The organism is Streptomyces umbrinus, assembly GCF_030817415.1.
GTDB lineage: Bacteria > Actinomycetota > Actinomycetes > Streptomycetales > Streptomycetaceae > Streptomyces > Streptomyces umbrinus_A.
Genome location: NZ_JAUSZI010000002.1, coordinates 6,743,331 through 6,768,184, shown reverse-complemented (window position 1 = coordinate 6,768,184; position 24,854 = coordinate 6,743,331). Strand labels below are relative to the sequence as shown.

Annotated in this window: 22 protein-coding genes and 1 pseudogene; 7 read left to right on the top strand and 16 right to left on the bottom strand. The window is 69.6% G+C overall.

The genetic code is table 11. The features are described from left to right. Positions 1 to 236 precede the first annotated feature (236 nt). Positions 237 to 1,163 (top strand): phosphotransferase family protein, encoded by a 927-nt coding sequence (locus QF035_RS29850; RefSeq protein WP_307523598.1) that lies wholly within the window; start codon positions 237 to 239, stop codon positions 1,161 to 1,163. Between the two features lie 102 nt (positions 1,164 to 1,265). Further along, positions 1,266 to 2,063, top strand: coding sequence for a DUF4253 domain-containing protein (locus QF035_RS29845; RefSeq protein WP_307523597.1), 798 nt, complete (start codon positions 1,266 to 1,268; stop codon positions 2,061 to 2,063). Between the two features lie 66 nt (positions 2,064 to 2,129). Here QF035_RS29845 and QF035_RS29840 read toward each other — a convergent pair whose 3' ends face one another. Further along, positions 2,130 to 3,032 carry an SAM-dependent methyltransferase gene (locus QF035_RS29840; RefSeq protein ID WP_307523596.1) on the bottom strand — a complete coding sequence of 301 codons (903 nt, stop codon included), beginning with the start codon at positions 3,030 to 3,032 and terminating at the stop codon, positions 2,130 to 2,132. 145 nt (positions 3,033 to 3,177) lie between these two features. Then, positions 3,178 to 4,593 (bottom strand): helix-turn-helix domain-containing protein, encoded by a 1,416-nt coding sequence (locus QF035_RS29835; protein ID WP_307523595.1) that lies wholly within the window; start codon positions 4,591 to 4,593, stop codon positions 3,178 to 3,180. 197 nt (positions 4,594 to 4,790) lie between these two features. Between QF035_RS29835 and QF035_RS29830 the strand changes: the two genes are divergently transcribed. Then, positions 4,791 to 5,519, top strand: coding sequence for a DUF4232 domain-containing protein (locus QF035_RS29830; protein ID WP_307523594.1), 729 nt, complete (start codon positions 4,791 to 4,793; stop codon positions 5,517 to 5,519). A gap of 9 nt (positions 5,520 to 5,528) precedes the next feature. On the opposite strand, the gene hemB is transcribed toward QF035_RS29830, so the two are convergent. Beyond that, positions 5,529 to 6,521 (bottom strand): porphobilinogen synthase, encoded by a 993-nt coding sequence (gene hemB / locus QF035_RS29825; RefSeq protein ID WP_307523593.1) that lies wholly within the window; start codon positions 6,519 to 6,521, stop codon positions 5,529 to 5,531. A 151-nt stretch (positions 6,522 to 6,672) separates the two neighbouring features. Here hemB and QF035_RS29820 point away from each other — a divergent pair, with 151 nt between their 5' ends. Further along, positions 6,673 to 8,064 (top strand): FAD-binding oxidoreductase, encoded by a 1,392-nt coding sequence (locus tag QF035_RS29820; protein WP_307523592.1) that lies wholly within the window; start codon positions 6,673 to 6,675, stop codon positions 8,062 to 8,064. 232 nt (positions 8,065 to 8,296) lie between these two features. On the opposite strand, the gene QF035_RS29815 is transcribed toward QF035_RS29820, so the two are convergent. The 5 genes from QF035_RS29815 to QF035_RS29795 all read right to left on the bottom strand — a co-directional run bounded on the left by QF035_RS29815 (position 8,297) and on the right by QF035_RS29795 (position 14,129). Further along, positions 8,297 to 9,982, bottom strand: coding sequence for a bifunctional uroporphyrinogen-III C-methyltransferase/uroporphyrinogen-III synthase (locus QF035_RS29815; protein WP_307523591.1), 1,686 nt, complete (start codon positions 9,980 to 9,982; stop codon positions 8,297 to 8,299). Next, on the bottom strand, positions 9,979 to 10,938 hold the full coding sequence (hemC, locus tag QF035_RS29810; protein WP_307523590.1) for a hydroxymethylbilane synthase: 960 nt from the start codon (positions 10,936 to 10,938) through the stop codon (positions 9,979 to 9,981). The genes QF035_RS29815 and hemC overlap by 4 nt, the downstream gene beginning before the upstream one ends. Further along, positions 10,935 to 12,743 (bottom strand): glutamyl-tRNA reductase, encoded by a 1,809-nt coding sequence (locus tag QF035_RS29805; protein WP_307523589.1) that lies wholly within the window; start codon positions 12,741 to 12,743, stop codon positions 10,935 to 10,937. Before QF035_RS29805 ends, hemC begins: the two co-directional genes overlap by 4 nt. After that, positions 12,740 to 13,516, bottom strand: a complete 777-nt coding sequence (locus QF035_RS29800; RefSeq protein ID WP_189844922.1) for a redox-sensing transcriptional repressor Rex — start codon at positions 13,514 to 13,516, stop codon at positions 12,740 to 12,742. Before QF035_RS29800 ends, QF035_RS29805 begins: the two co-directional genes overlap by 4 nt. Before the next feature lie 322 nt (positions 13,517 to 13,838). Further along, on the bottom strand, positions 13,839 to 14,129 hold the full coding sequence (locus QF035_RS29795) for a glutaredoxin family protein (RefSeq protein WP_373466747.1): 291 nt from the start codon (positions 14,127 to 14,129) through the stop codon (positions 13,839 to 13,841). 218 nt (positions 14,130 to 14,347) lie between these two features. Here QF035_RS29795 and QF035_RS29790 point away from each other — a divergent pair, with 218 nt between their 5' ends. From QF035_RS29790 to QF035_RS29780, 3 genes are all read left to right on the top strand, one after another. Continuing rightward, complete coding sequence (locus QF035_RS29790; RefSeq protein ID WP_307523587.1) at positions 14,348 to 15,286, top strand: HAD family hydrolase; 939 nt, start codon at positions 14,348 to 14,350, stop codon at positions 15,284 to 15,286. Positions 15,287 to 15,669: 383 nt separating this feature from the next. Then, positions 15,670 to 16,446, top strand: coding sequence for an ECF subfamily RNA polymerase sigma factor, BldN family (locus tag QF035_RS29785; protein ID WP_055616602.1), 777 nt, complete (start codon positions 15,670 to 15,672; stop codon positions 16,444 to 16,446). A 287-nt stretch (positions 16,447 to 16,733) separates the two neighbouring features. Beyond that, positions 16,734 to 17,963, top strand: a complete 1,230-nt coding sequence (locus QF035_RS29780) for a DUF5667 domain-containing protein (RefSeq protein ID WP_307523586.1) — start codon at positions 16,734 to 16,736, stop codon at positions 17,961 to 17,963. Between the two features lie 89 nt (positions 17,964 to 18,052). On the opposite strand, the pseudogene QF035_RS56290 reads toward QF035_RS29780, so the two are convergent. The 8 genes and pseudogenes from QF035_RS56290 to QF035_RS29740 form a co-directional block, all read right to left on the bottom strand. Further along, positions 18,053 to 18,259 (bottom strand): annotated as a pseudogene (locus tag QF035_RS56290) (hypothetical protein); the annotation flags it as partial. Further along, complete coding sequence (locus QF035_RS29770; RefSeq protein ID WP_142940580.1) at positions 18,260 to 19,309, bottom strand: lysophospholipid acyltransferase family protein; 1,050 nt, start codon at positions 19,307 to 19,309, stop codon at positions 18,260 to 18,262. A 14-nt stretch (positions 19,310 to 19,323) separates the two neighbouring features. Continuing rightward, a complete protein-coding gene (locus QF035_RS29765; RefSeq protein ID WP_143644173.1) occupies positions 19,324 to 20,385 on the bottom strand; it encodes an NAD-dependent epimerase/dehydratase family protein in 1,062 nt (353 codons plus the stop codon). A 350-nt stretch (positions 20,386 to 20,735) separates the two neighbouring features. Beyond that, positions 20,736 to 20,834, bottom strand: coding sequence for a 30S ribosomal protein bS22 (locus QF035_RS29760; protein ID WP_003948845.1), 99 nt, complete (start codon positions 20,832 to 20,834; stop codon positions 20,736 to 20,738). 165 nt (positions 20,835 to 20,999) lie between these two features. Beyond that, positions 21,000 to 21,209 carry a helix-turn-helix domain-containing protein gene (locus QF035_RS29755; RefSeq protein ID WP_093781815.1) on the bottom strand — a complete coding sequence of 70 codons (210 nt, stop codon included), beginning with the start codon at positions 21,207 to 21,209 and terminating at the stop codon, positions 21,000 to 21,002. A gap of 129 nt (positions 21,210 to 21,338) precedes the next feature. Continuing rightward, entirely contained in the window at positions 21,339 to 22,154 is an 816-nt protein-coding gene (locus tag QF035_RS29750) for a phosphatase (RefSeq protein ID WP_307531525.1), read from the bottom strand. Between the two features lie 241 nt (positions 22,155 to 22,395). Continuing rightward, positions 22,396 to 23,568 (bottom strand): acetoin utilization protein AcuC, encoded by a 1,173-nt coding sequence (locus tag QF035_RS29745; protein WP_307523585.1) that lies wholly within the window; start codon positions 23,566 to 23,568, stop codon positions 22,396 to 22,398. After that, complete coding sequence (locus QF035_RS29740) at positions 23,519 to 24,745, bottom strand: MFS transporter (protein ID WP_307523584.1); 1,227 nt, start codon at positions 24,743 to 24,745, stop codon at positions 23,519 to 23,521. Before QF035_RS29740 ends, QF035_RS29745 begins: the two co-directional genes overlap by 50 nt. Positions 24,746 to 24,854: the final 109 nt, after the last annotated feature.

Genomic DNA, 24,854 nt, shown 5'->3' with positions numbered 1-24,854 from the left:
CCGTGCGGCGACGGAGGCCCGCATATGCCAGTGGCCCCTCCCCGCCCTGACCTGGCAATCCGTACGAGTGAAGGCCAAAGGTTGAGGTGCTCGGGCGCACCCCGGAGTATGCGATGCTGCGGGGCGCAAACCCCCCAACTCCGGGGAATCCAGAGCCCTGTTGGACCGCACTGGGAGCCCAATGAGCACTGCACTGCCCTTCTCCGTCACCCCGGCCGTCTGGATGGTGTTGACCCGTGCTGCCACTCGTTGAGACCGGCGAGGAGCTGGACGACATGGTCCGCGACGAGGCCCTGTTGCGGCCCGCCGTCATGGACCTGTGCGAGCGCCTCGGGGTGACCGTGAAGCCTCTGATCCGCTTCATCGAGGGTTCGCTGCCCGTCTACTCCGTCGGCGCCGCGCACGTCGTCAAGCTGTTCCCCGCCTTCGAGGAGATCGACGCCAGGCGCGAGGAGCGGGTACTGAGCCATGTGTACGGCAGGCTGCCGGTTCCGACCCCGCAGGTGTACTCGGCGGGGGCGTACAAGAACGGCTGGTCGTTCGTCCTGATGTCCCGGCTGCCCGGCGAGAGCCTCTCCGACGCGTGGCCGCGGATTCCGGCCGCGGAGCAGGACCGTATCGTCACGGAGGCCGGCGAGACCCTCGCGGCGCTGCACTCACTGAACCCGGCGCCGATCGCGAGTTCCGTCGGCCCGTCCGACTGGGGCCTGTTCGTCGACGCGCAGCGGGCGACCGCGGTGGAACAGCAGCGCGAGGCCGGTCTGTCGGACACCTGGCTGGAGCAGATCCCGTGGTTCCTGAGCTCGGTGCCGCTGGCCCCTCCGGCCCGGCGCGTACTGCTGCACACGGAGTTCATGCGCCAGCATCTGACCGTGGACCCGAACGGCTGGCGCCTGACGGGCCTGTTCGACTTCGAGCCGGCGATGATCGGCGATCCGGCGTACGACTTCGTGAGCGTCGGGCTGTTCATCTCGTGCGGGGACCCCCGGCTGCTGAAGCGGTTCTACGACGCCTACGGGTGCCCGCCGATCGACCCGCACACGCTCATGGCGTACACGCTGCTGCACGTCTACAGCAATCTGCCCGACTATCTGAGCACGCTGCCCAAGCCTCCGGAGCCGACGCTGGACGCGCTCGCCGAGACGTGGTTCGGCACCGGCTGACGGCCCCCGCAACAGGGCTGCCGCGAAGGGACCGCGCACTGCCGACCAGGGCCGACGCGACCCCCGCGGGCATTGTCAGTGCCGGGCCCTAAAGTCACCTGCATGGCGACTCTTCCGAACCAGCTGCCGACGCTGGCGGCCGACCCGACCGGCCGCTCGCTCGGTCTCGACCTCCCGCCCGGGACGCTGCTCGACACGACGGTCGACGGCCCCTGGGACGAACCGCTGCTGTGGCGGGCCGACGCCCCGGCGGCGCCGGGCGACTGGCTTCGGCTGGCGTCCGCGCGCCGCACGGCGGGCCTGCACCCGGTGCTGCTCGGCGCCGACACGGACAGCGAACCCCACCCGGACAAGTGGGAGTTGGACCCCGACCTCGCGTCGTATCCGGGCGACCACGACGCGGAGGAGGTGCTGGCGGACCTCTGGGAGGAGTGCGGGGCCGAGTCGGAGGACGCCGACTGGCCGGGCCTCGCCGCGGCGGGCCCGCCGGACGCCGACCCGGACGAGCGGGCGGCCGAGGTCGCCGACTCCCTCACCGGCGGCGGCAGTTGGCTGGAGCGGGCGCACATCGCCCTCGTGCCGGCCCGCCGCAGCGCGGACATCCCGGCGGCCCTCGGCTGGTGCGGCCCGGTCAACCACACGGAGGACGTGGCACCGCTGTGCGCGGTGCTCCGCTCCTGGGAGGACCGATTCGGGATACGGATCGTGGCGATGACGTACGACCAACTGGTCGTCTCCGTCGCGGCCCCGCCCCGGACCCCGGCCGAGGCGGAGGCGGTCGCCGCCGAGCACTACGCGTTCTGCCCGGACAACATCGAGCAGAGCGGCCACGGCTCCCTGCGGGCGTACGCCGGGCACGAGGTGCTCGGCGCACGCTCCTGGACGTTCTGGTGGGACTGAGCCGGGCTGCGGTCGGCCCGGAACTCCGGGCCGGCCTGAGGACTCAGGGCTCGCGGCTTGCGACCGTCAGGGCTTGCGCCCCGTGACCGCGTACACGTTGATGTCCGCGTCCGTCACGTCGTTGATGTCGCGGTACCTGACCTTCTCGATGTCGTCGAGGCCCTCGAAGTAGCCGGGCTCGGGCTGCTCGGGGACGGGCGCCGCGTTGTCGGGCCGCCAGTGGTGGGCGGGGACCACGCCGGGCTCGTCGACCTCCAGGCCGTTCTCGGTGAGGAACCGCTCGACCTCCGCCTTCGAACGCAGCACGAACGTGAACCCGCGCTCGGTGTACGTCCGCTGGACCGCGCGGATGGTCTCGGGGTTGAGGTCCTCGGTGAGATGGCTGAGCACGAGCCGGCTGCCCGAGGGCAGGGCGTCGATCAGCTCGCGCACGATCGGGTAGGCCTTCTCGTCCTCGACGAAGTGCAGGATCGCCACGAGCGCGAGGGCGACCGGCCGGTCGAAGTCGAGGGTCTTGCCGGCCGCTTCGAGGATCTGGGCCGGGTTCTCCAGGTCGGCGTCGATGTAGTCGGTCAGGCCCTCGGGCCCGCTGGTGAGCAGGGCGCGCGCGTGGGCGAGGACGACCGGGTCGTTGTCGACGTACACGACCCGGGAGTCGGGGGCGAGGCGCTGGGCGATCTGGTGGACGTTCTCCTGGGTCGGCAGCCCCGTGCCGATGTCCAGGTACTGCCGGATGCCCTCTTCGCCCGTCAGCGTGTTCACGGCCCGGCGCAGGAAGTCGCGGTTGTGCCGGACGTCCAGGTAGCCGCGCGGGTTGGCCGCGAGCGCGGCGGCGGCAGCGGCCCGGTCGACGTCGTAGTTGTCCTTGCCCCCGAGGAAGACGTCGTAGACACGTGCCGGGTGTGCCCTGGTGGTGTCGATCCTCCTTCTCAGCTCTGCGGGGTCCTGACTGAGAGCGTCACCGGGCATAGGGCCTCTCCCTGGAGAGTCGCGTCATCGAGCGAGCAACAACCTAACTCTCGGGGTGACTTGATGGTGCCCCGACCGGCAGATCGACTGTGCGAATCGGGTCCGCCGGGTTCCGCCGACCGCACGGCCGGCAACGGAGAGACACTCAGCCCGGAATATCGGGCTCGTACTCGTTCCGCCCCCATTCGGAGTCGCCGAGCGGGTAGTTGTACGCGGGCCGCCCCACGTTCCCGCTGGTCCGGAAGGGCTGCCCCTTGTTGTCGACGCGTACGGTGCCCTGCTTGGTCCCGCTGGACCAGTCGAGCTCCAGGTACCAGCTCACGTTGTGCGCCCGGGCGTCCGCGAAGATGTAGAAGACCTCGGGGTCGGACTCGCTCACCTTGTACGGGAAGTCGCGCTGCCCGGCCTTGGGCGAGGTCGCGGGCCGTCCCGCGTCCAGATTCACGGCGAACGACGTCGTCTCCACCCCGCCACCGCACCCGACGCCCATCTCGTAGTCGTTCCAGGCGAGCGGCGCGCTCTTCTCCACGACCCGCACGTGCAGCTCCTCCAGGACGACGGTGGCCTTCCCGGTGCCCTGCACGGTCAGCGCGAGCATCTGCTGCCCGCCGGCGACCCCGCCGAGCGCGCTGACCCACCCGCGCGCGTCCGACTCACTCGGCGGCGGAGGCACCTGCTCGGGCTTCCGGTCGACGAGGTAGTGCTGACTGCACGGGTTCTCCCACTTGTACGGGTTGACGGCGACGGTCGGCGCGGAGGCACTCTCCTTGGCCCCGGAGTCCTGCGCGGCCCCGGCCCCGGCCCCGGCGCTCCGGGAGGCGGAGGAGGACGCGGTCGGAGTACCGCTGCGCGAGGCGGACGGCGAGGCGGACCTGCCCTTCGCGTCACCGGACGCACTGGCCCCGGGACTTTCGTCGACGGTCTTGGCGGCGGCCCCCACGGACCGCTTCCTGCCCTCACCGTCGTCGCTCTTGCCCGGCACGAGATTCACCACGAGGGCGGCCGACACGACCGCGGCGGCCACGGCGGCACCAGCGAGCACGACGGTACGCCGCCGCACGCGGGGCGCGTCCGACGCCCCGGCACGCTCGCCCTCGGACCCTGAGCCGAGAACATCGCCCCCGCCGGGCACATCCGCAGACGACTCCGACCCGGCAGCCGGCCCCCAAGCAGCGGGCGAGTCCGAAGCCAAAGCCGGGTCACCGCCCGAAGCGGACTCAACAGCCCCCGCCACCGAACCCGCACCCGACCCCACCGCAGACCCCCGGGCGGCCCCCTCTCCAGGCCCCTCCCCCGTCTTCTGCCCCCGCCGCGCATCCGCGAGGACCCACCGCCGATGCAGCTCCACCAGTTCCTCGGGGGAGGCCTTGCAGGCGCGGGCGAACCGCTCCACGGGCGCGTAGTCCGTCGGCACGGCATCCCCGTTGACGTACCGGTGAAGCGTGGACGTACTCGTGTGAAGCCGCTTCCCGAGCACCCCGTAACTGAGCCCGGACCGCTCCTTCAACTGTCCCAAGAGCTCCGAGAACTCGTCCCCCGCCACCGTTCCTCCCTCTTCCATGTCCCGGATCGACGTTCCAGGGGAAGGTCGTTCCCCCAGGTCAGAGCCATTACGGGCGTTCCGGCGTCCCGGAAATCCCGGCAGGTGTGGCGGCCGGGACAGGTCGCCGCACAAGCTTGGGCCATCCAAGCACGCCGCTCCCGTCACTCGGTCGAGCGGCCTGCACCAAGGCCCGTACCGCATCAGGGGGATCACCCATGTCCGCTCGCACCACCCGCACCCGTGTCCTCGCCGCCGCAGCGCTCGCCGTCGCCACGCTGACACTGACGGCCTGCAACAACGGAGAGGGCGTACGCGACGAGGGCGCGTCGGCGGGCGCCACGTCCCAGCCCTCGTCCACGCCGACGTCCGAGTCGCAGAAGAACAAGGAGACGACCACGGGCGCGGGGCAGGCGGCGTCCTCGTCGGACTCGAACTCCAAGCCCAAGGACGGGAAGGGCGCGCAGAACTCGACGGGCTCGAAGGGCTCATCGGACTCGTCGAAGTCGTCGGACTCGCAGGACTCCGGCCCCACCCGCACGCCCTGCACCGCCGCCAACACCCGCATGACGGCCACGGTGGTCTCCCGCCCCCTGAACCACCTTCTCCTCACCGTCACCAACACCGGCTCGAAGAACTGCAACGTGATCGGCTACCCGGCCGTCCGCTTCGGCGAGGCGCAGTCGGTCCCGCCGGTCTTCGAGGACTCCAAGCCGCAGGCGGTGGTCACGCTGGCCCCGGGCGAGTCGAGTTACGCGGGCGTGCGCCTCTCGGCGGCGGACGGCAGCGGCTCCAACGGCTACACGGCCAAGTCGCTGGAGGTCTACCTGAACAAGGACTCGGGAGCCGCGTCGAAGCCGTCGCTGCCCGCCAAGGGCGTGTACGTGGACGACTCGATCTCCGTCACGTACTGGCAGCAGACGATGGCGGACGCCCTCACCTGGTAGGGAAGGGGCTCAGCGCAGCTTCTGCGCCACCTCGGTCGCCCAGTACGTGAGGATGTTCTGGGCGCCGGCCCGCTTGATCCCGGTGAGCGTCTCCAGGATCGCCTGATCCCGGTCGATCCACCCCTTCTCGGCGGCGGCTTCGACCATCGAGTACTCACCGGAGATCTGGTAGGCAGCCACAGGCACTTCCACGGCATCCGCGACCCGCGCGAGGATGTCGAGGTACGGGCCGGCCGGCTTGACCATCACCATGTCGGCCCCTTCCTCCAGATCGAGGGCCAGCTCCCGCAGGGACTCACGCGCATTGGCGGGATCCTGCTGATAGGTCTTCCGGTCGCCCTTCAACGACGAGCCGACGGCTTCCCGGAAGGGCCCGAAGAAGGCGGAGGAGTACTTGACGGTGTACGCCAGAATCGCCACGTCCTCGCGCCCGATCTGATCAAGAGCATCACGCACGACGCCGATCTGGCCGTCCATCATCCCGCTGGGCCCCACCACATGGGCCCCGGCATCGGCCTGCACCTGAGCCATCTCGGCATACCGCTCCAGGGTCGCATCGTTGTCAACGCGCCCCTGACCGTCCAACACCCCACAATGTCCATGATCAGTGGTCTCATCAAGACACAGATCGGACATCACCAACAGCTCGTCGCCGACCTCGGCCCGCACATCCCGAAGGGCGACCTGCAGAATCCCGTCAGGATCGGTCCCCGGCGTCCCCACAGCGTCCTTCTTCGACTCCTCCGGAACACCGAACAGCATGATCCCGGAGATCCCGGCCGCCACGGCCTCCGCGGCAGCCTTCTTCAGACTGTCCCGCGTGTGCTGCACAACGCCAGGCATCGCTGCAATAGGCACAGGTTCGGCCACTCCCTCACGCACGAACGCGGGGAGGATGAAGTCAGCGGGATGCAGCCGGGTCTCGGCGACCATGCGCCGCATCACGGGGGTGGTCCGCAGCCGCCGCGGCCGACTGCCGGGAAAGGATCCGTACGTCGTCATACACCTAAGCTACGCCCGCCCCGGACCTCCCTTTGCCGACGCCCGGTCGGCGCCACAGGCCCCTCCGCCCCTCCCCCACATGCGCCAGGGGCACCCCGGGTCCAAGCTGGTGGGACAAGGACCCGACGGCCTCTCTGGGCAGGAGGACGCGATGACGACCGCGCACACCCCCACCCCCAACCTGTTCGCCCTCTCGGAGATCCGGGGCCCGGTCCTGAGACCCGACGACGAGGCGTACACGGCAGAGGTCACGGGCTTCAACCTGTCGCAGCGCCACGCACCGGACATCGTGATCGGGGCAACGGGAACGGACGACATCGTCGCGGCACTCCGCTGGGCGACCGCGACAGGCACCCCCGTCTCGGTCCAGGCGACGGGCCACGGCGCGAACTTCCCGATCGACGACGGCCTGCTGATCAACACCAGCCGCATGACCGACGTACGGATCGACCCGGCCGAACGCACAGCGACGGTGTCCGCCGGAGCGAAATGGCGAGACGTCCTGGAGGCGGCCGCACCTCACGGCCTGGCCGCACTCAACGGCTCCTCGACCGACGTGGGTGTGATCGGCTACACGCTGGGCGGCGGCCTGCCGGTCCTGGGCCGGACCTACGGCTACGCGTCCGACCTGGTCCGCTCCTTCCAGGTGGTGACCCCGGACGGAGTCCTGCACGAAACGGACGCGACCCACGAGCCCGACCTGTTCCGGGCCCTGCGCGGCGGCAAGGGCAACGTAGGCATCGTGACCTCATTGGTGACCGAGCTGATCCCGCTCACCCGCATCCTCGGCGGCGCGATCTACTGCGCGGGCACGGACGCGGAGGCCCTCCTCAACGCGTACGCGGCCTGGACCCCCACGCTCCCCCCGGAGATGTGCACGGCATTCAGCCTGCTACGCCTCCCACCGCTCCCCCAGATCCCGGAGCCCCTGCGAGGCGGCTTCTGGTCCCGAACAGCGGTCGCCTGGACAGGCGACCCAACAGAGGGCGAACCCCTCCTGACCCCCATACGCGCAGCCGCACCACCGGTGATCGACACCATCGCTCCGATGGACTACACGGCGGTGGACCAGATCTACGCGGAACCCGAGGACCCACTCCCCGCCCGCGAATCATGCGCCCTGCTCCACGACCTCACCCCCGAGGCCATCCAGACGTTCCTCGACCAGGTGGGCCCGACAGCCACGGACTGCCCCCTCCTCCTGGTCGAACTCCGCCACATGGGCGGCGCACTGTCCCGCCCGGCCCCCACACCGGACGCGGTCTGCGCCCGCGACGCCACGTACTTCCTGGAATCGGTAGCAATCCTGCCCGACCCAAAAACCGCAGAAGCAGTAGAAGAAGCCACAACAGCCCTACAACAAGCAATGACCCCCTACGGCACGGGCCTCACCATGGTCAACATCCACGGCACCCCCGGCACAGAAGCAGACCGAGCCCGAGCCTGGACCCCAGAGGCCTACAAGCACCTACAACGCACCAAGGCCACCCACGACCCGGCCAACCTGCTCCGCTACGGCCACGCGGTGCCCCCAGCGGCATAAAACGACCACCCGCCCGCACCCGCAGCCAAGAACACACGGGAGCGGGCCGTGCCGGTACGTCGAAAGCCCGCCGCATAGGGCTCCTCATGCAAGCAGAACCCTTAAAACCCACGGCCGTACACCCGGCACGCGGCGGGCTCGACGTACCGGCACGGCCCGCGCCCCAAGACCCCGGCACGGCCCGCGCGCGCCCCAAGACCAACGCGCCACGGACCGCAAGGCGAACGCGCCGCTACGTAGAACGCCGCCGCCGAGACCCCGGCCGCCGCTCACTGGGCCGAGTAACAGGATCCCCGGCCTCAAGCGCCGCAGCCCGCCGACGAAGCCCGAAGTCCGCCAACGCCTCGGCCAGCCGATGCACAGACGGCTCCGGAGCCATGACATCGACCCGCAGCCCATGCTCCTCGGCGGTCTTCGCCGTGGCAGGCCCGATACAGGCAATGACGGTCACGTTGTGAGGCTTCCCGGCAATACCCACGAGATTCCGCACCGTCGAGGACGACGTAAAGAGAACGGCATCGAACCCACCCCCCTTGATCGCCTCCCGAGTCTCCGCAGGCGGAGGCGAGGCTCGCACGGTCCGATAGGCAGTGACGTCATCAACCTCCCAGCCCAACTCAATGAGCCCAGCCACCAACGTCTCCGTAGCGATATCGGCCCGAGGCAGAAACACCCGATCGATCGGATCAAAAACAGGATCATAAGGAGGCCAGTCCTCCAACAACCCAGCAGCCGACTGCTCCCCACTGGGCACCAGATCCGGCTTCACACCAAAGGCGACCAACGCCTTGGCGGTCTGCTCCCCCACAGCGGCAACCTTGATCCCCGCAAAAGCACGCGCATCAAGCCCGTACTCCTCGAACTTCTCCCGCACGGCCTTGACCGCGTTCACCGACGTGAAGGCGATCCACTCGTACCGCCCGGTCACGAGCCCCTTCACGGCCCGCTCCATCTGCTGAGGCGTCCGCGGCGGCTCGACGGCGATCGTCGGCACCTCGTGCGGAACGGCCCCGTACGACCGCAGCTGGTCGGAGAGCGAAGCCGCCTGCTCCTTGGTACGCGGCACGAGCACCTTCCAGCCGAACAGCGGCTTGGACTCGAACCACGACAACTGGTCGCGCTGGGCGGCGGCGGAACGCTCACCGACCACGGCTATCACCGGCCGCCCGCCATCGGGCGAGGGCAGCACCTTGGCCTGCTTGAGCGTCTGCGCGATGGTCCCGAGCGTCGCGACCCAGGTCCGCTGCCGAGTAGTAGTACCGGCGACCGTAACCGTCATAGGCGTATCGGGCTTACGCCCCGCGGCGACAAGCTCCCCCGCAGCGGCACCCACAGAATCAAGGGTCGCCGAGACGACAACGGTCCCGTCCGACGCCCCGACCTCGGTCCAGCAACGCCCGGACGCGGTACGGGCGTCCACGAACCGCACGTCCGCCCCCTGGGCGTCCCGCAACGGCACACCCGCGTAAGCAGGCACACCGACCGCGGCGGCGACACCGGGAACGACCTCGAAGGGCACACCCGCGGCAGCGCAGGCGAGCATCTCCTCGGCGGCATACGCGTCAAGTCCGGGGTCACCGGAGACGGCACGGACGACCCGCCTGCCACCCCTCGCGGCCTCCATGACAATATTGGCCGCGTCCTTCGACGCGGGGACGCCAGAGGTGGTTGACGCACCGTCAACTACCGTTAGCTGAGGCGTGTCCGGGCTCGGGCCCGAATCGGTGTCGAGCACGGTGACGTTTCGTCTGGCGTGCGTGCGGACGACGTCGATCACTTCGGGTTCGGCGACCAGGACATCCGCGTTCGCCAGCGCCTCGACGGCGCGCAGAGTCAGCAGTCCCGGATCCCCGGGTCCGGCACCGAGGAAGGTGACGTGCCCGTGTTCGAGGCCGGCGGGAAGGGTGGTGGGGCTCAATGTGCTCGCTCCCCCATCAGACCGGCCGCGCCCTTGGCAAGCATCTCGGCGGCGAGTTCACGGCCGAGCGCCATTGCTTGGTCATGTGTCTCGGGCACGGGACCGGTGGTGGACAACTGCACCAGCGTCGAGCCGTCGGTCGTGCCGACGACGCCGCGCAGGCGCATTTCCTTGACAATCTGCCCGTCGGCCAGAAGGTCGGCGAGCGCACCCACAGGTGCACTGCAGCCGGCCTCCAGGGCGGCGAGCAGGGACCGCTCGGCGGTCACGGCGGCCCGGGTGAACGGGTCGTCGAGCTCGGCGAGCGCTGCGACGAGGTCCGCGTTGTCCGCGGCACACTCGATCGCGAGGGCCCCCTGGCCGGGGGCGGGCAAAATTGTGTCGACAGGCAGGAAGTCGGTGACGTCCCCGACCCGTCCCATCCGCTTCAGTCCAGCCGCAGCGAGCACCACACCATCCAGCTCACCACTCCGCACGTACCCGATCCGCGTATCGACGTTCCCACGGATCGGAACGGTCTCTATGGTCATCCCGTGGTCCCGGGCGTACGCGTTCAGCTGGGCCATGCGACGCGGCGAGCCGGTTCCGAGCCGCGCCCCGTCGGGCAGTTGCGCGAAGGTGCGCCCGTCGCGGGCGATCAGGACATCGCGCGGGTCCTCGCGCACCGGGATCGCGGCCAGCACCAGATCGTCGGGCTGCGCGGTCGGCAGGTCCTTGAGGGAGTGGACGGCGAAGTCGACCTCACCGCTCAGGAGCGCGTCGCGCAGGGCGGTCACGAAGACCCCCGTGCCGCCGATCTGCGCGAGCTGCTCGCGGGACGTGTCCCCGTAGGTCGTGATCTCCACAAGCTCGACGGATCGCCCGGTCACCTGGCTCACGGCATCCGCCACCTGCCGGGACTGGGCCATGGCGAGTTTGCTCCGCCTGGTCCCCAGTCTCAGTGCTTGCCCATTCATGCTCGCCCTCGGTTCTCGGCGCTCTCGAAATTGTTGCTGTCAAAGTTCTCGCGGCCGAAGTCCAGACCGCCAAGAGCGGCGCTGCTGTGATCCCGGCTGTCGTCATCTGCCCGGGAGACGGCGGCGACCGTCTCGGGCTCCAGGTCGAACAGGGTCCGCAGCGCGTCCGCGTACCCGGCACCGCCGGGCTCGGCGGCCAGTTGCTTGACCCGTACGGTCGGCGCGTGCAGGAGCTTGTCCACGACGCGTCGCACGGTCTGGGTGATCTCGCCGCGCTGCTTGTCGTCGAGGCCGGGCAGCCGGCCGTCGAGCCGGGCGATCTCGCTCGCCACGACGTCGGCGGCCATGGCGCGCAGCGCCACGACGGTGGGCGTGATGTGCGCGGCCCGCTGAGCGGCGTCGAAGGCGGCGACCTCGTCGGAGACGATCCGTCGCACCTGGTCCACGTCGGCGGCCATCGGGGCGTCCGCGGAGGCCTCGGCGAGGGACTCGATGTCCACCAGCCGCACCCCGAGCAGCCGGTGCACGGCCGCGTCGATGTCGCGGGGCATGGCGAGGTCGAGCAGGGAGAGTACGGGCAGCGGCCGGGGCACCTCGGCGACGGGCTCGGGCCGACGCCGCTCGGGCACCCGCCCGAGGGTGGCCGCGGCGGCGGCGAGGGCGGCGACGGCGACGGTGTCGATCTCGGGCGTACGGCGGCCCTCGCGACGGTCGACGGTCCCGTTGTCGACCCAGGCGGCGTGCTGTTCCAGGGTGGCCGCGTCCATGCCGGCCACAGCGGCCTCCCCCATGACGGAGAAGCCGGTGGAGCCCTGCACGGCGGCACCCTGCACGGCGGACAGGTCGAGCGGACAGCCGTCCTCGCTGCCCACGCTGGTGGGCGGAAGACCGGACCGTACGGAGTCGGAGTCGGCGGCGCGTTCCACGGCGGGCGCACCCGTGCGCCCCTCGACGGCCTCGGCCACGAGGTCCGCCGTCAGTACGAGTCCGGTCGCGCCGGTGCAGGACACGACGACATCGGCACGTGTCAGCTCGTCCGGCACCGACTCCATCGGTACCGCGCGGGCCAGCACGTCCAGGTCGTCCTGGTCCGCCGGGCGCTGTCCGTACTGCTCGGCGAGCAGGGCCGCGAGGCGCTCCGCCCGGTCGAACGTCCGGTTGGCGACGACCAGCTCGGCCACCCCGGCGCGCGCGAGCGTCGCCGCGGCGAGCGAGGACATGGAGCCCGCGCCGATCACCAGGGCCCGCTTGCCCTTGAGCCAGGCGTCGACCGGGGCGCCGGACGACAGCTGCTCCAGGCCGAAGGTCACCAGGGACTGCCCGGCCCGGTCGATGCCGGTCTCGGAGTGGGCGCGCTTGCCGACCCGCAGCGCCTGCTGGAAGAGGTCGTTCAGCAGCCGCCCGGCCGTGTGCAGTTCCTGCGCGGTGGCGAGGGCGTCCTTGATCTGGCCGAGGATCTGTCCCTCGCCGACGACCATCGAGTCGAGCCCGCAGGCCACCGAGAAGAAGTGGTGGACGGCCCGGTCCTCGTAGTGCACGTACAGATAGGGAGTGAGCTCGTCCAGCCCGACCCCGCTGTGCTGCGCGAGCAGCGTGGAGAGCTCGGCGACGCCCGCGTGGAACTTGTCCACGTCGGCGTAGAGCTCGATCCGGTTGCAGGTGGCGAGCACCGCGGCCTCGGCGGCCGGCTCGGCGGCGACCGTGTCCTGGAGCAGCTTGATCTGGGCGTCCGCGGACAGCGCGGCCCGTTCCAGGACGCTGACCGGAGCGCTGCGGTGGCTCAGTCCGACGACAAGAAGACTCATGCCGGCATCACGGCGGGGACATCCCCGTCGGGCCCTTTCCCGGCCTCCTTGGCCGCGGCGGCCGCCTCGGCCTCCGCCTCCATCGCGGCCCCGGCCTGCGCCTCGGCCTCCTCGCCGGCCTTGCGCTGCTCGTGGAAGGCGAGGATCTGCAGCTCGATGGAGAGATCGACCTTGCGTACGTCGACGCCGTCCGGGACGGTCAGCACGGTCGGCGCGAAGTTCAGGATGGAGGTCACACCGGCGGCGACGAGCCGGTCGCAGACCTGCTGGGCGGCACCGGCGGGAGTGGCGATGACACCGATCGACACACCGTTGTCGTCGATGATCTTTTCCAGCTCGTCGGTGTGCTGCACGGGGATCCCGGCGACGGGCTTGCCGGCCATCTCGGGATCGGCGTCGATCAGCGCCGCGACCCGGAACCCGCGCGAGGCGAATCCGCCGTAGTTGGCCAGGGCCGCGCCGAGGTTACCGATACCGACGATCACGACCGGCCAGTCCTGGGTGAGACCGAGCTCGCGGGAGATCTGGTAGACGAGGTACTCGACGTCGTAGCCCACACCGCGCGTCCCGTACGACCCGAGGTACGAGAAGTCCTTGCGCAGCTTGGCGGAGTTGACCCCCGCCGCGGCCGCGAGCTCCTCGGAGGAGACCGTGGGTACCGAGCGCTCCGACAGAGCGGTGAGGGCTCGGAGGTACAGCGGAAGCCTGGCGACGGTGGCCTCGGGAATCCCTCGGCTGCGGGTCGCCGGTCGGTGAGTTCGGCCAGTTGCCACGGTGCTCCTGCGGGTAGCGCGGGGCTTCAGGCGGTCGCACGTACCTAGACCGCCCCGTCGAATGCAGGCTATGTCTTTGTGAACGCGTGCACAAAGATGGTGTCCGATTTGCCCGGCCAACGTGACCGGGGTCACGCACCCCCGGCGCACCCGTACGGAACCGGCGCACGCGCACCTTCGTTCCTCACATGTTGGGGGCAAAACCGCACACTCTCCTCTACGATCCCCGCCCCCGAGTCCGAACCGCCCTCGATCCTAAGTGACTTTCCGGCCCACTTGGACGCCTCGGTCAGGCCACGGTTCCATTACTCCGTCCCATTGGCTACGCCTTGAGCGCCCTGCGCAGCCGCTCCTCGTCGACCCGCCAGAACGTGTGCTGGGCCCCGTCCACCAGCACCACCGGGATCTGTTCCCAGTACTCGCGGTGCAGTTCCTCGTCCTGGGTGATGTCCTTCTTCTCCCAGCGGACACCGAGATCACCACAGACCTTCTCCACGACTTCCTGTGCGTCTTCGCACAAGTGACAGTCGGGCTTCCCGATCAGTGTGACCAACCGCTCCCGCGCCACCTTGCTCTCCGCCCGACGCTCACCACGCCGAAAAATGGGACTCATACAATCCATTCTCCCGCGCCGCCAACAGCGCCCCGTCAGGGGCGCGGGGAACTGCGCGACAAGCCCCCACCGCCCCGCAGCCAAAGCACGACCACCCCGCGAAGCGACCGGAAGAGCGATCCAAGGGGATGAGCTCTTTAACAATGCGTCGCGGAGAGTTCACAGCCTCCAAACCTCCCGACTCCGGAACCACCGAACAAACTGGCTATGCTCACGCCATGGCCGCTCTCGGATGGCTCACCCCCCGTAGGCGCTCCGCCACCGCGCGGAGCGTGCTGGCAGGCGAGGCCTCGGCTGAGGCAGCGCGCAAGTCCTCCCAGGAGTTGGAGGAGCTGGCGCACGAAGCCGCGCCCGAAGGCACCGAACCGGAGTTCCCGGTGGTCGGTGACGACAAGGCCGCCGCGTTCTTCGACCTCGACAACACCGTGATGCAGGGCGCCGCGCTGTTCCACTTCGGCCGCGGCCTCTACAAGCGGAAGTTCTTCGAGACCCGCGACCTCTACCGGTTCGCCTGGCAGCAGGCCTGGTTCCGGCTGGCCGGCGTCGAGGACCCCGAGCACATGCAGGACGCCCGCGACTCGGCGCTGTCCATCGTGAAGGGCCACCGCGTCTCCGAGCTGATGTCGATCGGCGAGGAGATCTACGACGAGTACATGGCCGAGCGCATCTGGCCCGGCACCCGCGCACTCGCCGAGGCCCACCTGGACGCGGGCCAGAAGGTGTGGCTGGTCACAGCCGCCCCTGTCGAGATCGCCACGGTCATCGCCCGCCGCCTGGGCCTGACCGGCGCGCTCGGCACGGTCGCCGAGTCGGTCGACGGCGTCTACACCGGCAAGCTCGTCGGCGAACCGCTGCACGGCCCCGCGAAGGCGGAGGCGGTACGCGCCCTGGCCGCGGCGGAGTGCCTGGACCTCGGCCGCTGCGCCGCGTACAGCGACTCCCACAACGACATCCCGATGCTCTCGCTGGTCGGGCACCCGTACGCGATCAACCCGGACGCCAAGCTGCGCAAGCACGCCCGCAAGCTCGACTGGCGGCTGCGCGACTACCGCACGGGCCGCAAGGCGGCGAAGGTCGGCATTCCCGCGGCGGCCGGCGTCGGCGCGGTCGCGGGCGGCACGGCGGCCGCGATCGCCCTGCACCGCCGCCGCCGCTGAGCGCTCCGCGGTAGGAGTCCGTACGACAGTGCGGGTCGGCCGTGGCCGGTCGCACAGTTCCCCGCGTCCCACAGGGACACGGGCAATCCGGCTGTCCTACCCGCGCGGAGCCCCCGCCAGTCCCGTTAACGGCACCCGGCCACAACACGCCCCGGACTCAGACGGAACGCGGAATCATTCGATCAACAACCGGTCACTCTCCGGCACTTGATGAGGCGTCGTTCGGTAACAGAAGCGACGTAATCGATGATTTGAGCAACTGGGTGTAGCACTGCCTGTACGAAGCGTTATTCTCCTCAGACGCATGACGGGCCCCACTCTTCGCTACGACGGGTGAACGGTCCGGTACTGCACGTGATGGAAGCTCTGCCTCTGGGAGTCCCGTGTACCCACACGTCGGGGTTGACGCCTCGGGCCTGGCTACGCTGCGCGCAACGGTCATCGACCGCCTGCGCGGCTTCGTCCCCACCGCGTACGCCGTCCCCGCCCTCGCTGTCTCCGCCGCGCCCGTCGGCCCGTGCTACGCACTGGCCGACGGCAGCGCGGCGGTGGGCAGACGAGGTCGTTCGAGCGCGTCGGCCACCACCGCACGCCGCCCGGCCGCAGACAGTGACAGCGCCCGGATGATGGACCTCGTGGAGCGCGCACAGGCCGGTGAGGCCGAAGCCTTCGGCCGGCTCTACGACCAGTACAGCGACACTGTGTACCGCTATATCTATTACCGCGTCGGCGGGAAGGCGACCGCGGAAGACCTCACAAGCGAGACGTTCCTGCGCGCCCTGCGCCGCATCGGCACGTTCACCTGGCAGGGCCGTGACTTCGGCGCCTGGCTCGTCACCATCGCCCGCAACCTCGTCGCGGACCACTTCAAGTCGAGCCGCTTCCGGCTCGAAGTGACCACCGGCGAGATGCTCGACGCCAACGAGGTCGAGCGCTCCCCCGAGGACTCCGTCCTGGAGTCCCTCTCGAACGCGGCGCTGCTGGATGCCGTCCGCCGCCTCAACCCGCAGCAGCAGGAGTGCGTGACCCTGCGCTTCCTCCAGGGCCTCTCGGTCGCCGAGACCGCCCGCGTGATGGGCAAGAACGAGGGCGCGATCAAGACCCTCCAGTACCGGGCGGTGCGCACACTGGCCCGGCTCCTCCCGGAAGACGCCCGCTGAGACCCCGTACACGGCGGGCCCTGCCCCGCCCCCTCTCCGTACGACTCCGTATGACTCCATACGCTCAGCGATGCCCAACTCACCGTCCGTGAAAGTCCGTTGACTTCGCGGTCCGATCATCCGTCGTCCGTAACCCAAGTGCCGAGCCGCTCGTTGTGCGGGATACAGGCTCCCTGTGGTCATACCCTGGCCGACTTCGATCACTCGATCGAGTGGTCGTGATCGGGGTGTGCAACCCTCAGGACCCCCTGGGGAGTCGACCGTGATGACGAGAGGAGGTGCCGCCAGTGATCGCGAACGTATCGGCGCACCGGCGGGCGAACGCCTTCGCCCAGGCCCTGGAAGAGCAGCCCGACCGGGGCACGGCGGCCGAGCAGTCCGAAGGCCCTGCTCCGGCCGCCGTGGACCGGCCCGAGCAGGGCCGGATGCTGTCCCTGGCGACCGGCCTCGGCGAACTGCCCAAACCGGAGCTGGACCCCGAGGTCAAGGTCGTCCAGCGGGCCCAGCTGGTGGCCGCGATGGAGGCCATGCTCCAGGAGGGCACGGCCGCGGGAGGCGGGGCGGCGGACCCTTCGGTGCCCGAGCAGCGTTCCCACCGGGGCCGGGGCGCGCACCGGGCGACCGGTCTTGGGAAGTTGCGACCGCGTTCCCGGCTGTCGAAGGGGCTTGCCGCGGGCGGGCTCACCGTGGGTGTGGCCGCCGGAGCCTTCAGCGGTGTCGCCGCTGCCAGTTCCGACGCCCTGCCCGGTGATTCGCTCTACGGGCTCAAGCGCGGCATGGAGGACCTCAAGCTGGGCATGGCCGACGGCGAGGGCGACCGCGGCCGGCTCTACCTCGACCAGGCCTCCACCCGGCTGAGCGAGGCGCGCCGCCTGATGGAGCGCGGCCGCTCGGGGCCCCTCGACCACGAGTCCCTGGGCGAGATCCGGCGCGCGCTGTCCGGCATGCAGCACGACGCCTCCGAGGGCCACCGCCTGCTGCACGAGGCCTATGAGCGGGACCCGGACTCCCTGGGCCCCATCCAGACCCTCTCCGCCTTCTCCCAGTCGCACCGCGACGCCTGGGGTGCCCTGCGCGACCGGCTGCCCGTGCAGCTCGGCGACGTCAGCCGCCAGGTCAGCTCGGTCTTCGACGCCATAGACGAAGAGGTCGAGCCGCTGCGCTCGCTGCTCCCGCAGCCGCCCTCCCCGGAGGGCACCGGCCGCCACCGCGGCGCGAGCTCGGACGCCACCGACTCGTCCCGTACGGACCGTCCGGCCGCGCCCAGCGCCACCGGCGGCGGCTCGTCGGACGGCACCGGCTCCAGCAGCGGCAACCCCAAGCCGTCCACGTCCAAGACCCAGGACGACGGCCTGCTCGGCGGCAACACCGGCGGCCTCCTGGACCCGCCCGAGGACGAAACCAGCGCCTCCCCGTCCGGCAGGAACACCCCACCGGCAGAGCCGGACGTGACGCTGCCGCCCCTGCTCCCGGGCCTGCTCCCGGGCCTGGGAATCGACAGCGAGGACGCGGACTAGCTTCTTCGGATACGTCGGTGGGGGCGCCCCTTTTCAAGAAGGGGCGCCCCCACCGACGTATCCAGGAGTCCTGGACGTATCCAGGACCGTCAGAAGAACACCGACCTGCGCTGCACCAGAAGCTTGTACAACGTGTGCTGGATCTGTTCCCTCACCTGGTCCGTCAGGTTGAACATCAGCATCGGGACCCATCTACACCGCCGCCCTCGCACTGCTTCGCAGGCTTCGGGCGGCTGCGCCGGACTCCGTCCGTCGGCCCAGCGCACCGGAGTTTCCCTCTTTTGCGGAATCAGCCCTCAGAAGAACACCGACCGCCGCTGCACCAGAAGCTTGTAGAGCGTGTGCTGGATCTGTTCCCTCACCTGGTCCGTCAGGTTGAACATGAGCATGGGATCCTCTGCCGCCTCCGGCGGGTAGCCGTCGGTCAGGATCGGCTCGCCGAACTGGATCGTCCACTTCGTGGGGAGCGGGACGCCGCCGAGCGGGCCCAGCCACGGGAACGTGGGCGTGATCGGGAAGTACGGGAAGCCGAGGAGACGGGCCAGCGTCTTGGAGTTGCCGATCATCGGGTAGATCTCCTCCGCGCCCACGATGGAGCACGGGATGATCGGGGTGCCCTGGCGCAGGGCCGTCGACACGAAGCCGCCGCGGCCGAAGCGCTGGAGCTTGTAGCGCTCGCTGAACGGCTTGCCGATGCCCTTGAAGCCCTCCGGCATCACGCCCACCAGCTCGCCGCGCTCCAGGAGCCGTTCGGCGTCCTCCGCGCAGGCGAGCGTGTGACCGGCCTTGCGGGCCAGTTCGTTGACCACCGGCAGCATGAAGACCAGGTCGGCCGCGAGGAGCCGCAGATGACGGCCGTCGGGGTGGTTGTCGTGGACGGCGACCTGCATCATCAGGCCGTCCAGCGGCAGCGTCCCGGAGTGGTTGGCGACGATCAGCGCCCCACCCTCCGACGGGATGTTCTCGATGCCCTTCACCTCGACGCGAAAGTACTTCTCGTAGAGGGGCCGCAGCATCGACATCAGTACCTGGTCGGTGAGCTCCTGGTCGTAACCGAAGTCGTCGACCTCGTACTCACCCGTCAGTCGCCGCCGCAGGAAGGCCAGACCGCCGGCAATGCGCCGGTCCCAGCCATTCTCCTGCGGCTTCTCCACAGCAGCCGGTTCCTCACGCGTCACAGGAACATCATCCTGCGGAATCGTTCGTGCGGGCAGGGGCTGGACCTCACGAACCACCACGGGCTCGCCCTTGCGCCTGTTCCCCGCGCCCCGGCGCCGCGGCGGCCGCTGTACGGCACTCCCGCGGGACCGGTCGTCGTCGAACGGAATGACCTTGGCGTCCGCCATCGTTGATGCGCTCCTCAGTTGGCGCTCTGCGTCGGGAGGTGGCCACCGCCGAGTACAGGCAGTGCCGCGATCCGGTCGACGGCCCCCGCAAGGGCCTCGGGGGGCAGGAGTCCGGGCCCTCGGCTGCGTGCGAAGTCCGCGAAGGTCTCCGCGGTCGTGTACCTGGGACCGTAGCCGAGCGTCTCGCGCATCTGCCGGGTCGCCACGACCCGGCCGTGGGTGAGCAGCCGCAGCTGCTCGGGCGAGAAGTCCGTCATGCCCAGCGTACGCAGCGCCGAGCCCACCCAGCTCACCGCGGGCATCAGCACGGGAACCGTGGGCCGGCCGAGCCGCCGCGCGCACTGCGAGAGCAGCAGGACACCGTCGCCGGCGATGTTGAACGTACCGCTGTTGAGCGTGCCGCGGCGCGGCTCGTGCGAGGCGATCCGCAGCACCTCGATCACGTCGTCCTCGTGCACGAACTGCAGCCGCGGGTCGTAGCCGAGCACGGTCGGCAGCACGGGCAGCGAGAAGTACGCGGCGAGCGGCGAGTCCGCGCTCGGCCCGAGGATGTTCGCGAACCGCAGCACACACACGGCGACGTCGGGCCGCCGCCGCGCGAACCCACGCACATACCCCTCGACCTCGACCGTGTCCTTCGCGAAGCCGCCGCTGGGCAGCGACTTGGGCGGAGTGGTCTCGGTGAAGACGGCCGGATCGCGCGGCGCCGACCCGTACACGTTGGTACTGGACTTCACGACGAGCCGCTTGACCGTCGGCGACTTCTGGCAGGCACCCAGCAGCTGCATGGTGCCGATGACGTTGGTCTCCTTGACCGTGGTCCGGCTGCCACCGCCCAGCGGCGTGGCGGTCACGTCCAGGTGCACCACCGTGTCCACGGAGTGCTCCGCGAGCACCCTGGCGATGGCGGGCTGCCTTATGTCGGCCCGTACGAAGTCGGCGCCGCCCAGGTGGTGCTCCGGCGGGACCGCGTCCACGGCGACCACCCTGTCCACCTCGGGGTCACGCTGGATCCGTCGTACGAACCGGCCCCCCAACTGACGGGCCACTCCGGTCACGAGCACGACCTTCCCCAAGATCAGCGCCTTCCTTCCAGCCGTCGACGACATGCTGCTCGTACTGTGCCGTTCGTACTCTGCCGTGTTCCCCGTGACGGCCACGTTAGCGGGTCGGTGTTGCGCTGTGATGACCGCCCGATGCACGAAGTGACGGCACCCCCGTACGTACGATCAGACCCAGCCATTCGCCACACAGTCGTAGGCCCGGACATACGCACAGCGTTCGTCGGGCCGCACACCGCGGCAGGCGAGCAGGGGATACGACTGTGGCCCCCCACCAGCCGGTGGGGGGCCACAGAGCGCACTGTCACAGCGTCGTCGCCCACCGTCTGCCCTGCTTGTGGCGGGTGACCGCTGTCCGTCGCGACTTACTTCTTGTTGCGACGCTGAACGCGAGTGCGCTTGAGCAGCTTGCGGTGCTTCTTCTTCGCCATCCGCTTGCGCCGCTTCTTGATAACAGAGCCCACGACTACCCTCGCTCACTTCTCTTTACTCGTTGCTGGGCTGCATGGGCCCACACGACTTATGAGGGGCCAGCCTACCCGTCTGAGCGCCGAGGTCGTAATCGAGGAGTTCCGGGTGAGACCCCGGGGACGCGATCGAGCCGTCCCGGGCCCTCCCCCGGACCGCCGTCAGGCTGTCTCCACCCCCACGTAGGACTCGCGAAGGTACTCGTGAACCGCTTGCTCCGGGACGCGGAATGACCTCCCGACCCGGATCGCGGGCAGATGACCGCTGTGCACCAAGCGGTACACGGTCATCTTCGACACTCGCATCACCGAGGCGACTTCCGCCACGGTAAGGAACTGAACCTCGTTCAGAGGCCTCTCGCCAGCAGCCATGACACACCTGAACCTTCCGCACTCGACGGTCACCGGCTTCCCCTTCCGGTGACACTTCGTCGTTGCGTGCTCACTCCCCAGAGTAGGGGCGTGTGATGCGAGTGGGGAAGAGGAGGGGCCATCGGCGGCCTACTGTGACAGACACGCTCGATTGAGTACATAGCGAGTAAGCGGTCGGTAGTAATCAGACCGCACAGCGTCATCAAGTGGAACGACGACGGACACCCGCCCCTCTGCCTCTCCGACGAACAGCGCGGGATCGTCGGTGTCACCCAGGCCAATGGCCTCGAACCCCAGCTGACCTGCTCCGCAGACCCAGCCGTGGTCTCCCACCACGAGTTCCGGGAGGGGTCCGCCGACCTCCGCCGCGGTGGCCAGAACGGTACGAACCGGGAGGGGAGAGTGCGTGTGCGCGCCGGTCTCACGACCGGGGTCCCACGCCCCGGGTTCGCGCACCAGCGCGACTCCTCGTACGTAGTCAAGGTTGTACGTGCGTAGACCGAACCGGGTCGTTATGTCGACAGAGTGACCATGCGCGGGGGTGAGGACGGTACACCCCGCCGCCGACAGAGCGTCCGCGAGCGCGGCGTAGAAACCGATCAGCCGGTGCGGGTGTCCGGTGCCAAGCAGCACCGGGGAACGGTTCCGTGCGGCTTCCGCAAGCCGGGCGGCGAAGGCGTCAAGAGCCGCCAGGGTTCGCTCAGGATCGATCACATCGGGGCCAGAGACGTGCCGCGGATCGGGCGACACTCCACACTTGTCCGCCATCAAAGCGATCAGATCCGGTTGTTCCCATGTCCATTCGGGGTCAAGCCCGATCATCACCCGCGGATCCCGCGCGGCGAACAAGCGATAGCTCCTGAGACTCGCCTCCCGCGAGGTGGCCACCGTCCCCGCCAGCCTCGCCGCCAGCAAATGCGCCCGCAACGCTCCACAACTCAACACGCCCCGATGCTGACGCATACACCCACCCCCCACCCCCAAAACCCCTGAAACACCCCACAGTTGGCGTAACGGGGTCTATGACGGCGGGGCCGCCTTCCAGCCCACCCGTCTTTCAGCCTGTCCGGCGTTTGAGGACGGGCGCGTTCAGCGCGATACGGGGGTTCGGGGGCGGAGTCACTGAGTGACGGAAACGGGTAGGGGCGGCGGGGGCGAGAAACAGGCCAGGCACCCCGGCGGAGCCCTACGCCAGCAACCCCCGCAACGGAAACACAGCCCGCCGCGCAGCCAGCACAGCCTGGTCAAGACGGTCGGCGGGGTCATACCCCGACTCCCACCCCTTCCACGACACAGGCCACCGCCCATCAGTCATCCGCGCAGGCGCCAACTGCCGCGTACGAGCGAAAACCTCCTGCCGCCACCCCTCAGGAACCACCGTCTCCGGCGCAATCTCCCGCCCCGCCGCGACAGCCACCAGATGCGTCCACGACCGAGGCACCACATCCACCACGGCATACCCGCCCCCACCAAGAGCGACCCACCGCCCCTCGGCGTACTCGTGCGCCAGCTCATGACAGGCCACCTGCACAGCCCGCTGCGCATCCAACGACACGGCAAGATGAGCGAGCGGATCCTCGAAGTGCGTATCGGCCCCGTGCTGAGTGACCAGCACCTGCGGCCGAAAGTCCGCGACCAACTCCGGCACGACGGAGTGAAAGGCCCGCAACCACCCCGCGTCCCCGGTCCCGGCCGGCAACGCCACGTTCACCGCGGACCCCTCCGCCGACGCGGCCCCGGTCTCCTCCGGCCACCCCGTCTGCGGAAACAGCGTCCGCGGATGCTCGTGCAACGACACGGTCAGCACCCGCGGATCCTCCCAGAACGCGGCCTGCACCCCGTCCCCGTGATGCACGTCCACATCCACGTACACGACCCGCTCGGCCCCGAGCTCCAGCAACCGCGCGATGGCCAACGAGGCGTCGTTGTAGATGCAGAACCCCGACGCACCCCCGGGCATCGCATGATGCAGCCCACCCGCGAAGTTCACCGCGTGCAGCGCCTCACCCCGCCACACGGCCTCGGCGGCCCCCACCGACTGCCCGGCGATCAGCGCGGACACCTCGTGCATCCCGGCGAAGGCGGGATCGTCCATGGTCCCCAGCCCGTACGCCCCGTCCGCGCTCCTCGGATCCGCAGAGGCGGCCTTGACCGCCTCGATGTAGTCCTCCCGGTGCACAAGCCGCAGGGTCGAGTCCCCGGCCGGCTTGGCCGAGACGACCTCCACCTCCCGGTCGAGCCCGAAGGCATCGACCAGTCGCCGGGTCAGCGCCAACCGGACCGGATCCATCGGATGATCCGGGCCGAAGTCATAGCCCGTTACTGCCTCGTCCCACATCAGCTGTGCGCGGCCGCTCATGCCCGTCACCGTATCGGGAAGGTTCAGAGGCGAACGACTTGGCGTACACCAACGTCACCAGCACCAACACCATCGGCACGAGCATGGCCCCCCGATAACTCCACGCATCACCCAGAGCCCCCACCAAGGGCGAACCGATCAAGAACCCCACATAGTTGAAGATATTCAGTCGAGCGACGGCCGCATCCGCAGCCCCGGGGAAGAGCCGTCCGGCGGCCGCGAAGGTCTGCGGCACGATCACGCACAACCCGAACCCCAGCAGCGTGAAGCCGAGCATCCCGACCCAGGCCCCCGGCGCCCCCGCCACCACCGCGAACCCCACCGCCGCGACCACCGCTCCGGCCCGCACCACCATGACGGCCCCGAACCGCCGCACCCCGAAGTCCCCGACGGCCCGCCCGATCAGCGTGGTGACCATATAGACGTTGTACGGAACGGTCGCGAGCTGCTCCGAACTGCCGAGCACGTCCTGCAGATATTTGGCGCTCCAGTTGGAGACGGTCGAGTCCCCGATGTACGCGACGGCCATCACCAGACACAGAGGCAGCAGCAACTTGAACCCGACGCCGCCACCACCGCTCCCGTCCTCGCCCTGCGCCTTCACCTCGGCCTCGGACCCGCTCCCGTCGACGTACCACCGGCTCCCCACGAACGCCGCGGGCAACAGCACCACGACCACCGGCAGATACGACACGAACAACGCCAGATCCCAGTGCGCCCCCACCCACGCGAGCGACGCCCCGACGATCCCGCCCAGGCTGAACGCCGCATGGAACCCGAGCATGATGCTGCGCCCGTACCTGTGCTGAAGACTCACCCCGAGCATGTTCATGGACGCGTCGAGCGACCCGACGGCCAGCCCGAAGGCGGCGAGCGACAGCCCGATCGCCCACAGCCCGTCGCCGGCCCCCACCCCGAGCAGCGCCAGCAGCACTACCGGCTGCGACCAGCGCAGTACGTGGCTGGGCGGCACCCTCTTCACCAACTGCTCGGTGCAGACGCTGCCGACCCCGGCCAGGATCGGGACGGCCGCGAGGAAGGCGGGCAGCAACGCGTCGGATATCCCGTACCGGTCCTGGATCGCGGGTATTCGTGTCACGAGCAGCGCGAAGGCGACGCCCTGGGCGAAGAAGCTGAATGCCAAAGAAGCCCGGCCACGCCGCAGCACATCTGTCATGGCGGCTCAGCGTAGGGCTCAGACTTACCCGTGGGTAGACGGTTCAAAGATGAATTTTGTTCAACTCTGGCACTGGAAGATCAACTTGAGATCAACTCGGCGGCCGTGC